Source organism: Rhizobium metallidurans (assembly GCF_014196505.1).
Classification (GTDB): Bacteria; Pseudomonadota; Alphaproteobacteria; order Rhizobiales; family Rhizobiaceae; genus Rhizobium; species Rhizobium metallidurans.
This window is the reverse complement of record NZ_JACIDW010000003.1, coordinates 45645-58839: the sequence shown is the minus strand read 5'-3', so window position 1 is coordinate 58839 and position 13195 is coordinate 45645. Positions and strand designations below refer to the sequence as shown.

Here is a 13195-nt window from a genome sequence, read left to right as displayed (position 1 = left end):
CGTTCTCATCTTGCTCAGGCGGTTTGCGCCTGGATGACGATGACCTGCGCGCCGGGCAGCACCCGGTCGTAGAGATCGATGACGTCGTGGTTCAGCATGCGAATGCAGCCGCTCGACATGGCAAGACCGATCGACTCCGGCTGGTTGGTGCCGTGGACGCGGAAACGCGTGTCGTTGCCGCCGCGATAGAGATAGATGGCGCGGGCGCCCAGCGGATTGTTCGGCCCGCCAGGCATGCCGCCGGCGAGCTTGCGGTAACGCTCCTCGCGGCGTTGCATGTTTTCGGTGGGTGTCCAGCTCGGCCATTCCGCCTTGCGTCCGACATAGGCGCCACCCGAGAATGCCAGCCCTTCCCGGCCGACGCCGATGCCGTAGCGCATCGCCTGGTTGTCGCCGAGAATGTAATAGAGGCGGCGGGCCGGCGTATCGATGACGATGGTGCCGGGGCTGTAGCTGGAGGCGTAGGTGACCTGCTGGCGGCGAAGCTCCGGATCGATCTTGTCGAGCGGCATGGCCGGCAGCGGAAACTTCTCGGTCGGAAGGGCCGCGTAGTTGGCGCGTTGATCAGGACCGCTCGAGGCGCAGCCGGCGAGAAGCGCGGAGACGCCCAGAACGAAACCACGGCGGGAAAGCGACATCGAAGCAGTTCCTTAACGTTCGGTTGATGCGACCGAGCTTAATAAGATTATGGTTAATGAACTGCTAAGCAGTGTGCCTTCGGTCACGCATTCGTTAAGAGGTTGTGAGGTGGCTATTCGCATCCGTTACACCAAGCTGCATCATCGTGCAGAGCGAACCGGAGCACGCGCGGCATACAAGCGCGCCTGCCTGATCGCAAGGGCAGCGCTCATGGTTCGGCCTCACATATTCGGATAGACCGGCCCCTCGCCGCCCTGCGGCGGTACCCAGTTGATGTTCTGGTTGGGGTCCTTGATGTCGCAGGTCTTGCAGTGGACGCAGTTCTGGGCGTTGATGACGTAGGTCTCCTCGCCATTCTTCTCCACCCACTCGTAGACACCGGCAGGACAGTAGCGCGTCGAGGGGCCGGCGAAGACGTCGTGCTCCGACGACTTCTGCAGCGCCATGTCCCTGACCTTCAGATGAACCGGCTCGTTCTCCTCGTGATTGGTGTTCGACAGGAACACCGAGGAGAGGCGGTCGAAAGTCAGCACGCCGTCGGGCTTGGGGTAGTCGATCTTCTTGTGCTTGGCAGCCGGTTCCAGCGATTGGGCGTCCGTCTTGCCGTGGCCGAGCGTGCCGAAGAAGGAGAAGCCGAACAGCTGGTTGGTCCACATGTCGAGACCGCCGAGCGCGACGCCAATGGCCGTGCCGAACTTCGACCACAGCGGCTTGACGTTGCGGACCTTCTTCAGGTCCTTGCCGATGTCGCTCGAGCGCCATTCGTTCTCGATCTCGATGACCTCGTCATTGGCGCGGCCTGCCGCGATGGCGTCTGCGATCCTGTCGGCCGCCAGCATGCCGGACAATACGGCGTTGTGGCTGCCCTTGATGCGGGGCACGTTGACGAAGCCGGCGGAGCAGCCGATCAGGGCGCCGCCTGGGAAGGTCAGTTTCGGCACCGACTGGTAGCCGCCTTCGGTGATGGCGCGGGCGCCGTAGGACAGGCGCTTGCCGCCCTCGAAGGTGCCCTTGATGGCCGGGTGCGTCTTGAAGCGCTGGAATTCCTCGAAAGGATAGAGATAGGGATTCTTGTAATTGAGATGGACGACGAAGCCGACGGCCACGAGGTTGTCTTCCAGATGATAGAGGAACGAGCCGCCGCCGGTCTTCATGCCGAGCGGCCAGCCGAAGGAGTGCTGCACGAGGCCCTGCCTGTGGTTCTCCGGCTTCACCTGCCAGAGTTCCTTGATGCCGATCCCGAATTTTTGCGGCTGGCGATCCTTCTGGAGATCGAACTTGGCGATGAGCTGCTTGGCAAGCGAGCCGCGAACGCCCTCGCCGATCAGCGTATATTTGCCCAGCAGTTCCATGCCGCGGGTGAAGTTCGGGCCGGGTTCGCCGTTCTTCTCGACGCCCATGTCGCCGGTGGCGACACCGATGACGGCGCCCTCACCGTTATAGAGCACTTCGGTTGCGGCGAAGCCCGGATAGATCTCGACGCCCAAGGCTTCCGCGTGGCCCGCCAGCCAGCGACAGACGTTTCCGAGCGAGACGATGTAGTTGCCGTGATTGTTCATCAGCGGCGGCATGGCGAAGTTCGGCAGGCGGATCGAACCGGCCGGGCCAAGCAAGAGGAAGTGATCGTCCTTGACCTCGGTCTTGAACGGATGATCGGTCTCTTCACGCCAATCCGGCAGCAGGCGATCGATACCGATGGGATCGACGACGGCGCCAGAGAGGATATGCGCGCCAACCTCCGCCCCCTTCTCCAGCACGACGACGGAAAGCTCGGGATTGACCTGCTTCAGCCGGATCGCCGCCGACAGGCCGGCGGGGCCACCGCCGACGATCACCACGTCGAATTCCATGCTTTCGCGTTCGGGCAGTTCAGTCGTTTCGGTCATCCGTCATTCTCCGCTCGGCCGGCTTTGCGGCCATATTCCCCGTGTATGAGGTATCTCTTTGCAAAACACGGCGGGATTGTCGAGCCGGGAAACGACAGCCAATACCCCATTTCGCGCAATGATATTCCTCTTCACAGAAGAACTATATGACGTTTACGTTAACGTCAATAAATGAGCCCGATCCTGCCATGGACGACCTTTCCTTTTGATCGTCGCGCGCCGTATAAACGCAGCGAACAACAGGAGACTTCAAAATGGATCTGGGCATCAAGGGCAAACGCGCGCTCGTGCTGGCATCGTCGCGCGGGCTTGGCCACGGCATCGCGGTCGCCTTAGCGCGCGAAGGCGCAAATGTGCTTTTGTGCGGACGCAGCGGCGAAACGCTGGAGGCGAACTGCAAGGCGATCAATGCCGAGGGCAAGGGCAAGGCCGACTGGATCTGGGCCGATCTTTCGGAGGAGAACTTCGTCGAGACGGCAACGGCAGCCGTCAAAAGCAAGCTCGGCGGCGTGGATATCCTGATCAACAATACCGGCGGCCCGACGCCCGGCACCACCGAGGACATGACGGCCGAGCGGCTGGAGACCTATTTCTTCTCCATGGTCCTCAGGGTCATCACGCTCACCAACGCGCTGCTTCCCGACATGAAGCAACAGGGTTGGGGCCGCATCCTGACGGTTGCGTCCTCGGGCGTGATCGAGCCGATCGGCAATCTCGCGCTTTCCAACACGCTGCGCCCTGCGCTCGCCGGCTGGAGCAAGACGCTGGCCACAGAAATCGGCCGCTTCGGCGTCACCACCAACCTGCTGCTTCCCGGCAGCATCCTGACGAGCCGGCTCGACGATCTCGACGGCGCGGCCGCCAAGCGCACGGGCAAGAGCATCGACGAGATCCGCGTCGCCAAGGAAGCGGCCATCCCGGTCGGGCGGTATGGCAAGGTGGAGGAGTTCGCGGCGACCGCCGCCTTCCTGTGCAGCCAGCAGGCGAGCTATATCACCGGCAGCCTTGTGCGCTGCGATGGCGGCGCCGCGCGATCCCTCTGATCGCAAACGACAATCGGGCGCCAGCCACCGGCGCCCGACCATGGTTGTGTCACATTCACGCCATCGTCGATCTTTTTAGAATATGAGAACATTACGAAAATTTAAGCCATTCTATCCACTTAGTGATGCCCTTGCGGGGATTGTGTCTTTTTCGTGCCGCAATAAACGTGGCTGAATAGGACATACTCAACAGCCCCCGACCGGTATCAACCATGAAGAAACTCTGGATCAGCACCTGCCTTATCGCCGCAGCCGGCTTCGGCGCGTGGCACTACAAGGATCGCATTCCCTATCTCCAGCAATTCGGACCGAAACCGACCGAGCAGGCCGATGCCGCCGGGGGCAAACAGGCTGGAAGCGATGGATCCCAGCAGGGTGGCGACCAGAAGGGCAAGGGTCGCAAAAGCGGCGGGCCGACGCTGGTGAAGACCGTGGCCGCCGCAAAGACGGTGCTGCCGCGCGACGTTACGGCGTCCGGCTGGGCCGACGCCGACGACAATACGACGATCGCCGCGCAGGAACAGGGGCTGGTGACCGAGATCATCGCCACCGACGGTGCCACCGTCAAGCAAGGCGATCTCATCGCCAAGCTCGACAGCCGAACGGCACAGGCCGCGGTCGACAAGGACAATGCGATGATCGTGCGGGATACCGCGACGGTCGCCGAGGCCGAGACGGCGCTTACCCGCGCCTCGGAGCTGTTGACGTCGAAAGCCGGAACGCAGCAGACCTATGACCAGGCGAAGGCCGCGCGCGACACCGCCGTCGCCACCGTCCAGGCGGACAAGGCGACGCTCGCTTCCGATCAGGTCCTGCTTGAGCATACGGAGATCAAGGCGCCGTTCGACGGGCGGCTGGGCGACGTCGCCGTCAGCCCCGGCGCCTTCGTGACCGCGGGTGCGGCGATCGTTACGATCGCGAAATACGATCCGATCTACGTGAAGTTCCACCTACAGGAGCGCGATCTCAGGCAGTTGAAGCAGGCGCTCGCCGCTGGTCCCGTCGATGTGACCACCGTGCCGCCGTCGGACAAGGGCAAGCCGCGCACCGGGCATATCAGCTTCTACGACAACACCGTCGATACCGCGTCCGGCACCATCCTCGCCAAGGCGAAGTTCGAGAATGCATCGGGTGCGCTGTGGCCCGGCCAGTCGGTCAACATCGTCGTGCATTTCAACGACAACGAACAGCAGGTCGTCGTGCCGACGGTGGCGGTGAGCCCCGGCGCCGACGGCTTCTACGCCTTCGTCGTCAACGACGGAAAGGTGCGGCTGGCGCCCGTCACCGTCGCCCGCGCGAATGGCGGCTATACGGCGATCTCGGCGGGCCTTTCCGAGGGTGACCATGTGGTTATCGAGGGTCAGGCGCAGCTCGTCGACAAGCAGGCGGTGAAGGAAGAATTCGATAGCAAGGCGATCAACGTCGCCGCGGCCGATCAGCCGAAGACAAGCGAAACCATCGTGGCGGGCGCGCAAGAATGATACCGAATTTCTGTATCCGGCGCCCCGTCGCCACCACGCTTCTCGCCATCGGCGCCGTGCTTGCCGGCATCGCCGGTTATCAGCTGGTGCCGGTGGCAGCCCTGCCGCAGGTCGATTTCCCGACGATCAACGTCTCGGCGGCACTGACCGGCGCCTCGCCGAAGACGATGGCGACGTCGGTCGCGACACCTCTCATCAAGCAGTTCGAGACGATCCCCGGGATCAGCGAGATCAGCGCCACCAACTCGCTCGGCAACACCAGCATCGTGCTGCAGTTCGATCTCAACCGCAATATCGACGCGGCCGCCGCCGACGTTCAGGCGGCGATCTCGCATGCGACGCGGCAGCTGCCCGACAACATGACGACGCCGCCGAGCTATAGAAAGACCAACCCGGCCGACGCCCCCGTCATGCTGCTCGCCGTGCAGAGCGATACGATGCCGCGTAGCAAGCTCGATGAAATCGCCGAGAACATCATCTCGCCATCGCTCTCCACCCTGCCCGGCGTCGCCGAGGTCTCGGTATTCGGCGCCCAGACCTATGCCGTGCGCGTCGAGGTCGATCCGAACAAGCTGCTGAACCGTGGTCTTGGCATCGATACGGTCAACAAGGCGATCCAGGCCGCCAATAGTCAGGTTCCCGTCGGCACCCTGCAGAACGACAGCCAGAGCATGACGATCAACGCCGACACGCAGCGTACCAACGCCGAACAGTTCCGCAGCCTCGTCATCGCCAATCCCGGCGGCGCGCCGATCCATCTCAGCGATGTCGCCGATGTCGAGGACAGCGTCGAGAACCAGAACACCGGCAGCTGGTACGACGGCAAGCAGAGCATCATCCTGGCGATCCAGCGCCAGCCGGACGCCAACACCGTCGCCGTGGTCGATGCGATCAATGCGAAACTGCCGGCGCTGCACGCCGAGATACCGGGATCGGTGACGACGCAGGTGATGAACGATTCGGCCAAGCCGATCCGCGACGCGATCTCGGACGTGAAGTTCACGCTGTTCCTGACGATCGGCCTCGTCGTACTCGTCATCTACCTGTTCACCGGCCATCTGACGGCAACGCTGATCCCGGGCCTCGCCGTGCCGTTGTCGCTGATCACGACTTTCGGGATGATGTATGTGCTGGGCTACAGCGTCGACAATATCTCGCTGCTCGGGCTGACGCTCGCCGTCGGCCTCGTCGTCGACGACGCGATCGTGATGCTGGAAAACATCCTCCGGCACGTCGAGGGCGGGATGCCGATGCTGGAAGCGGCGATCAAGGGCTCGGGCGAGGTCAGCTACACGATCGTTTCCATGTCCGTCTCGCTGATCGCGGTGTTCATCCCGATCCTTCTGATGGGCGGCGTGGTCGGGCGCATCTTCAACGAGTTCGGCATGGTGGTGGCGATCGCCATCGTCGCATCCGCCATCGTGTCGCTGACGGTGACGCCGATGCTGGCCTCGCGGCTCGGCAGCGGCCATAGCCAGCCACCCTTCTTCATCCGCTGGTTCGACGCCGGCTTCGAGCGGACGCTGCGCGGCTACGACCGCGCCGTTGGCTGGTGCCTGGCGCATCGCCCGGCCATTCTCGGGCTGTTTCTCGCCTCGATCGGCCTGACGGTCTACCTGTTCATGACGCTGCCGACGAGCTTCTTCCCGACCGAGGATATCGGCCGCCTCAACATTTCCACCCGCGCCCGCCAGGACATCTCCTACCCGGCGATGAAGGACCTGCAGAACCAGGCGGCGGCGCTCGTCAAGCAGAACCCGGCAGTCAACCACGTCATGTCGATCGTCGGCGGCAATGCCCGCAGCCCGCTCAACAACGGCACGATGTTCGTCGAATTGAAGGACAAGAAGGACCGGCCGCCGCTCGACCAGACGCTGCGCGAACTGCGCGCCAGCATCGGCAAGATCCCCGGATTGCAGGCCTTCATCACGCCGCAGCAGAGCTTGCGCTTTGGCGGGCGGCAGACCGCCAGCCAGTATCAGCTGGTGGTTCAGGCGCTCAGCGCCGACCAGACAAACCTGTGGGCCAACAAGATCCAGCAGGCGATGCACGGCGATCCGCGCTTTACCGACGTGACATCGGACGCGCAGAACAACGCGCTGCAGGCCGATATCAAGGTCGACACCGAAAAGGCCGCCGCCTTCGGCATCACCGACGACCAGCTGCGGACGACGCTGCAGGAAGCGTTCGGCGGATATGCGGCCGCGCAGATCCAGTCGACCGGCGACAGTTACGACGTGCTCGTCGAGTACGACACCAACGCGCCCTGGGACGACCAGAAACTTCAGGGCATCCGCGTGGCCTCGTCGAGCGGCGCGCTGGTTCCGCTGTCGAACTTCGCCACCGTGCAACGCACGACCGGTCCAGTGACGATCAACCAGACCGGGCAGCTGGTCTCGACCACGGTATCGTTCAACCTGCCCGCCGGGCAAGCGCTCGGCGATGCGACGGCGGCGATCGACCAGATCAAGAAGGACATCGACATGCCAGCGGACGTGTTCACGTCCTATGGCGGCACGGCGCAGATCTTCGAGCAATCGCAGAGCAATACGCCGCTCTTGATCCTGGCGGCGGTGCTGACGATCTATGTCGTTCTCGGCGTCCTCTACGAGAGCTTCATACACCCTCTGACGATCCTGTCCGGCCTGCCGGCCGCCGCACTCGGCGCGCTTCTGGCGCTGAAAGTCATGGGCTTCGACCTGTCGATCATCGCGCTGATCGGCCTCCTGATGCTGATCGGCATCGTCAAGAAGAACGCGATCATGATGATCGACGTGGCGCTGGAGAACCTGCGCTCCGGCACCGGCATGACCTCGTCCGAGGCCATCCACGAAGCCTGCGTGCGGCGTTTCCGGCCGATCATGATGACGACGTTCTGCGCGCTGCTCGGGGCGCTCCCGATCGCGCTCGGCTCGGGCGCGAGTTCGGAGCTGCGCCAGCCGCTCGGCATCGCCGTCGTCGGCGGCCTCATCGTCAGCCAGGCACTGACGCTGTTCATCACGCCCGTCATCTTCGTCGAGATGGGAAAACTCAGCGACTGGCTGCTCAGCTTCGGGCGAAAGAAGACCGAAGACCTGGACGAGGAGCCAACGCGGGCCATCGCGGCGGAATGATGTCACGGGCGCCCATCGGCGCCCCGTTTCATTTTGCGCTTCCGCGTCTTGAATAAGACAGACCGCTGTGGCATCACGCGCCCTCCTGAATTCGGGCGTCCCTTGGCGCCCCGGCGGAGCGATTGCTCCAGTCTCCAGCAACGATCGACATTGAGAGGTGCGAGCATGGCTCAAGCGCTAGGTCTGGACTTTGGCACGACCAACACCGTACTTGCGACCGCGGACGGCAAGACCACCCATTCGATGGGCTTCACCAGCTCGGCGGGCGAAAGCGACAGCATGCGTACGGCGCTGTCCTTCATGAAGGACGGCAAGCTCGGCGCTTCGGCGCTGAAGGTCGAGGCGGGCCATGCGGCGATCCGCCAGTTCATCGACAATCCCGGTGACTGTCGCTTTCTGCAGTCGATCAAGACATTCGCCGCCAGCGCCCTCTTCCAGGGCACGCTGATTTACGCCAAGCGCCACAGCTTCGAGGACCTGATGGAGGTGTTCATCCGCCGCCTCAGCAATTACGCCGGCAGCAACTGGCCGTCGGACGTGGCGCGCATCGTCGCCGGCCGGCCGGTGCATTTCGCCGGCGCGAGCCCCGATCCTGTGCTGGCGACGCAGCGCTACAACGAGGCGCTGTCGCGCTTCGGCTTTCCGGAGGTGCACTATGTCTATGAGCCGGTCGCGGCCGCCTTCTACTTCGCGCAAAACCTGAAAAGCGACGCGACCGTGCTGGTCGCCGACTTCGGCGGCGGCACGACAGACTATTCGCTGATCCGCTTCGAGACCGTCGGCGGCCAGCTGAAAGCTACGCCGATCGGCCATTCCGGCGTCGGCATTGCTGGCGATCACTTCGACGCACGCATCATCGACAACGTCGTCGCGCCCGAAATCGGCAAGGGGAGTCATTTCAAGAGCTTCGACAAGATCCTTGAAGTGCCGACCAACTACTACTCCAGCTTCAGCCGCTGGAACCAGCTGTCGATCTTCAAGACCTCGCGCGAATATGAGGATCTTAAGAAGCTCGTCAGGACCGCACTCGAACCCGAGAAGCTGGAACTCTTCATCGATCTCGTCGACCACGACGAAGGCTACCCGCTGTATCAGGCCGTGTCGGCCACGAAGATGGCGCTGTCGGCGGCCGATGAAGCCGAATTCAACTTCTCGCCGCTCGGACGCGCCGGAAAGCGCATGGTGGCACGCGCCGATTTCGAAAGCTGGATTTCAGACGATCTCGCGCGCATCGAAGGCGCGCTCGATGATGTGCTCGAAAAGACCAACACCGAAGCGGGCACGATCGACAAGGTGTTCCTCACCGGCGGCACATCCTTCGTTCCGGCGGTGCGTCGCATCTTCACCGAGCGCTTCGACACCGATCGCATCGAGACCGGCGGCGAGATGCTCTCGATCGCGCACGGCCTGGCGCTGATCGGCGAACGCGACGATATCGCGCAATGGACAGTGCAATAGGCCGGGATGTGGCGGCTGCGCACTTTCATTGAGGCCCTGGCTTCGGTAATGTCGCGCCCATGATCTCCGTCAACGACCTCTCTCCGGGCGAACTCGCAGCACTTCTGCATTTCCATGCGGATGCCGGCGTCGAGTGGCTGCTGGAGGACGAGGCCGTCGATCGCTTCGCCGAATTCGAGGCGATGAAGGCGGCGCGACGCAGCGCCGCCCCTGCCCCACAGGCTCCGGAAGCGCGTGAAACGGCTTCGCGTGCGGCGACCGCCTCCACGCAGCGCGGCGCGGCCCAACCCGAGCGCTCGGCACAGCGTCCGCAGCCAGCGATCCCTGACAGCGAAGCGATCCAGCAGGCACGCTTCGCCGCCGAAAGCGCGCGTTCGCTGTTGGAACTGAAGACCGCGCTCGAGGCCTTCAATGGCTGCAATCTCAAGCACAGCGCGCGCTCGACGATCTTTGCCAGCGGAGATGCTGCGAGCGGTATCATGCTGATCGGCTCGGCGCCCGGCGCGGAGGACGATCGCGAGGGGCAACCTTTCGCAGGGCGCCCCGGCCAGTTGCTGGACAAGATGCTTGCCGCGATCGGGCTCGACCGCGCCGGCATCCTCCTGACCCAGGTCATTCCATGGCGCCCGCCGGGCAATCGCGTCGCCTCGCCGGCGGAGATGGACATCTGCCGTCCCTTCATCGAGCGGCAGATCGCGCTTGCCGAGCCGAAAGTGATTCTCCTGCTCGGCAATTTCGCGGCGCGGGTGTTTTTCGGCGAAGGCGACACCATTCACGGCTTGCGCGGCCAGTGGCGAGAAATTGCCGCAGGCGACCGCGTCGTCCCCGCCATCGCCACGCTGCATCCGCAGGATCTCTTGACCGCTCCGGTCAATAAGCGCTTGGCCTGGAACGATTTATTGGCATTTCAGGAAAAATTGACGGAAATCAATTCTGCCTCCTAAATAACCAACATTGACAGATTTGCGACAATAGCCATGCGCATAGCGCATTCCTGCCGCGTATTCCTATGCCTTGTGAAACCCATTGTGCGCTGCAATATTATCAGTGTGTCTTGGGAGGAATCATAAGGAACCAAGGCCATGAGCAACACTCGTCGTCCTACACACTGCAGATTTGAAACCTTGAGAACCGCAAACAGCCACGGCCGCACCACGCAGAGCTACTGCCGCACCGGCTTCGCCGCCAACGAGCAGATGATTGCTCGGGGCACTGGCGCAAGCGGTCGCATCGTGCGCCCGGCCGCCATCTTCGCGGATTTTCAGCAGTATTGATCGCAGGGTTCGGCCACCCGCCGTCCCTGCCGTTTTCCGGCTATTCTCATGACGACCCGCCTTATCTCACTTCTTTGCAAGATCGACGCCATCGAGCATATCCGCGCGGCCGTATGCGCGGCGCAAGCCTACGATAGCGAATCCTGACGCGGCGCCTTCGGGCAACACGCCAAGATCTACTGCTTTCCCGACATCTCGCTTGCGGCGTGAAACGCCTGGTCGACATAGGCGAACTTGATCGCCTGCCACTGGCAATATTCCTCGACGAACGCGCGCGAGATCCAGAGCGGCGGCTTCTTTTTGTCGACGTCCCATCCCATGAAGCCGTCCTGCGTCGCCTTGGCGAAGAGGCGCTGCAAATGGGTGCGCGATATCATGAAGTCGGCCGCCAGTGCCCTGCTGTCGATCGGGCCGACGAAGAGGCGGTCGGGATGCTTATCCTCCGGATCGATCCTCGACATGAGATAGTCGACGATAAGCCCGCCGGCGTCGTTCCACATGAAGAGCCCAACCCGCTTTGGCGGCTCGCGCCAGGCCGGATCGCGCAGGCAATCGCGCGCGATGCGCGGCTGCATCATCCGTATCCACCCGGGATTCGCGCGGAACCGCTCCGCCCTGTCGCCGTCATCGAGAACGTCGAGCGCCAGCAGGTTGGACCAGACCCAGCCGACCATCGCCTGTTGCGCGGTCTCGGCCACCTCGTAGCGGCGCGGTCGCTTGCGCTCTTCGCCGGGAACGCAGGTGATGAACTTGTAGGTCGCGACTTCATCGATGTAGCTGCGGATCGTGTTGCGGCTCGCCGCCTTGAAGGCGGTAATCTCGGATGTCAGCGCCGTGGCCGTCAGCCCCGACGATGCATCGCCGTCAACGCGCTCCATGCTCAGCGCATAGGCGACTTGGGTCAGCAGCCAGCGCTGGTGCGACGCAAGCAGGCGCGCAAGCCTTGGCCCAGCATCGAACATATCGCGCATGCGGCCTGCGTGAAATCGAATACCCAAAATGAACCTGGGATCGGCTATCAGGTCTCTGGCACTAAACGGCATTTATCTCCCGGACGGCGCTCGACTTGCCCATGCACAAGCTCAGCAACATGAAGCCGCCACTTATTTTCAACATAAGAGTGTATAAATAAATGAAAATTGCTCATGTTTACAAAGCATGGCGGGCGCTCGCGCGCCACCCTCAAATTCCGTGGGAACGTTTGCTCGGGATCAAAAATGCATGAGTTTTGCGACACTTAGCCACACAATTTCGTGACCATGTCGTTACGGAGAACTGGCCTTTCGCGCAGCCGACCGCTCGAGTTCCAGCTGATGCTCGCGGTAGATGATGAAAATGCCGGCGGCGACGATGACGGCGGTTCCGATCAGCATGCTGGTTGTCGGGATGTCGTCGAACACGAAGTAGGCGAGCACACTGCCCAGAACGATGGACGAGTATTCGAACGGCGCGACGGTCGAGACATCCGCATGGCGGTAGCTTTCCGTCAGAAAGATCTGTGCAACGCCACCGCAGAAGCCGGCGGCGATCAGGTAAAGTTGTGGAGCGAGATCGAGCATGTCCCAGCCGAAAGGCACCGTGAACAGCGAGAAGACCGAGGCGGTGATCGAGAAATAGAGCACGATGGTCGAGGTCTTTTCTTCCTCGACCAGCTTTCTCACCTGGATCATGGCAAGGCCGCCGAGAACGGAGGCGAGCAGCACCGTGACCGCGCCGATCGCCTGCTCCGTCTCGACACCGCCATCGCGAAACAGCGTGAGTTTCGGCCAGGACACGATCGCCACGCCGATCAGGCCGACGAAGACCGCGCTCCAGCGATAGATGCGCACCGTCTCGCCGAGAAGCAGCGCGGCGAAGACCACCGCGATCAGCGGCATGGCATAGCCAAGCGCGATGGCTTCCGGCAACGGCAGATGCAACAGTCCGTAAAAGCCGAGCCCCATCGAGATGATGCCAAGCGTGCCGCGCTTGAGATGACCGACCGGATTGGTGGTGTAGAACGACGTCTTCAGCTGCCCGCGATAGGCAAGGAAAGCCACGATCGGGAACAATGCGAAAAACGACCTGTAGAAGGTGACCTGGCCGGGCTGGATGCCGGCGCCGGCAAGCTTGATGAAGGTCTGCATCCCCAGAAACAAGACGACGGAGGTGATCTTGCATGCGATGCCTCGCATCGGATTTTCGAATACCGGCCGCATGTCAGAAACTCGCGAATTCACCATTTGAACGTCGGGGGATCGCATCGGATTCGATGCCTGCCCAATGTGCCAGCGGTTCGTTCGAAAGAACAGGATAAAACGT

At 62.6% G+C, this 13195-nt stretch carries 10 protein-coding genes; 6 read left to right on the top strand and 4 right to left on the bottom strand.

The annotated features are described in order from the left end of the window. Positions 1-14: 14 nt before the first annotated feature. Together GGQ67_RS06925 and GGQ67_RS06920 are read right to left on the bottom strand one after the other, a co-directional pair. Positions 15-638 (bottom strand): L,D-transpeptidase, encoded by a 624-nt coding sequence (locus tag GGQ67_RS06925; RefSeq protein WP_183899466.1) that lies wholly within the window; start codon positions 636-638, stop codon positions 15-17. A 222-nt stretch (positions 639-860) separates the two neighbouring features. Then, a complete protein-coding gene (locus GGQ67_RS06920) occupies positions 861-2525 on the bottom strand; it encodes an electron transfer flavoprotein-ubiquinone oxidoreductase (RefSeq protein ID WP_183899465.1) in 1665 nt (554 codons plus the stop codon). A gap of 254 nt (positions 2526-2779) precedes the next feature. On the opposite strand from GGQ67_RS06920, the gene GGQ67_RS06915 reads away from it, so the two are divergent. The 6 genes from GGQ67_RS06915 to GGQ67_RS06890 all read left to right on the top strand — a co-directional run bounded on the left by GGQ67_RS06915 (position 2780) and on the right by GGQ67_RS06890 (position 10894). Then, entirely contained in the window at positions 2780-3568 is a 789-nt protein-coding gene (locus tag GGQ67_RS06915) for an SDR family oxidoreductase (RefSeq protein WP_183899464.1), read from the top strand. 212 nt (positions 3569-3780) lie between these two features. Then, entirely contained in the window at positions 3781-5049 is a 1269-nt protein-coding gene (locus GGQ67_RS06910; protein ID WP_183899463.1) for an efflux RND transporter periplasmic adaptor subunit, read from the top strand. Next, positions 5046-8162 carry an efflux RND transporter permease subunit gene (locus GGQ67_RS06905; protein ID WP_183899462.1) on the top strand — a complete coding sequence of 1039 codons (3117 nt, stop codon included), beginning with the start codon at positions 5046-5048 and terminating at the stop codon, positions 8160-8162. Before GGQ67_RS06910 ends, GGQ67_RS06905 begins: the two co-directional genes overlap by 4 nt. Positions 8163-8327: 165 nt before the next feature. Continuing rightward, entirely contained in the window at positions 8328-9620 is a 1293-nt protein-coding gene (locus GGQ67_RS06900; RefSeq protein WP_183899461.1) for an Hsp70 family protein, read from the top strand. 59 nt (positions 9621-9679) lie between these two features. After that, positions 9680-10564, top strand: a complete 885-nt coding sequence (locus GGQ67_RS06895) for a uracil-DNA glycosylase (protein WP_183899460.1) — start codon at positions 9680-9682, stop codon at positions 10562-10564. A gap of 180 nt (positions 10565-10744) precedes the next feature. Next, the gene (locus tag GGQ67_RS06890; RefSeq protein ID WP_246400141.1) at positions 10745-10894 is read left to right on the top strand and encodes a hypothetical protein; all 150 of its coding nucleotides are present in this window, start codon (positions 10745-10747) and stop codon (positions 10892-10894) included. 176 nt (positions 10895-11070) lie between these two features. On the opposite strand, the gene GGQ67_RS06885 is transcribed toward GGQ67_RS06890, so the two are convergent. Beyond that, on the bottom strand, positions 11071-11865 hold the full coding sequence (locus GGQ67_RS06885; RefSeq protein WP_343056488.1) for a hypothetical protein: 795 nt from the start codon (positions 11863-11865) through the stop codon (positions 11071-11073). A gap of 294 nt (positions 11866-12159) precedes the next feature. Then, on the bottom strand, positions 12160-13092 hold the full coding sequence (locus GGQ67_RS06880) for a DMT family transporter (protein ID WP_183899457.1): 933 nt from the start codon (positions 13090-13092) through the stop codon (positions 12160-12162). Positions 13093-13195 lie beyond the last annotated feature (103 nt).

Excerpts from the sequence above, each read along its gene's own strand:
- GGQ67_RS06925 (WP_183899466.1), bottom strand. The coding sequence starts at position 638 with ATGTCGCTTTCCCGCCGTGGTTTCGTTCTGGGCGTCTCCGCGCTTCTC.
- GGQ67_RS06915 (WP_183899464.1), top strand. The coding sequence starts at position 2,780 with ATGGATCTGGGCATCAAGGGCAAACGCGCGCTCGTGCTGGCATCGTCG.
- GGQ67_RS06910 (WP_183899463.1), top strand. The coding sequence starts at position 3,781 with ATGAAGAAACTCTGGATCAGCACCTGCCTTATCGCCGCAGCCGGCTTC.
- GGQ67_RS06900 (WP_183899461.1), top strand. The coding sequence starts at position 8,328 with ATGGCTCAAGCGCTAGGTCTGGACTTTGGCACGACCAACACCGTACTT.
- GGQ67_RS06895 (WP_183899460.1), top strand. The coding sequence starts at position 9,680 with ATGATCTCCGTCAACGACCTCTCTCCGGGCGAACTCGCAGCACTTCTG.
- GGQ67_RS06920 (WP_183899465.1), bottom strand. The coding sequence starts at position 2,525 with ATGACCGAAACGACTGAACTGCCCGAACGCGAAAGCATGGAATTCGAC.
- GGQ67_RS06885 (WP_343056488.1), bottom strand. The coding sequence starts at position 11,865 with ATGCGCGATATGTTCGATGCTGGGCCAAGGCTTGCGCGCCTGCTTGCG.
- GGQ67_RS06880 (WP_183899457.1), bottom strand. The coding sequence starts at position 13,092 with ATGCGGCCGGTATTCGAAAATCCGATGCGAGGCATCGCATGCAAGATC.
- GGQ67_RS06905 (WP_183899462.1), top strand. The coding sequence starts at position 5,046 with ATGATACCGAATTTCTGTATCCGGCGCCCCGTCGCCACCACGCTTCTC.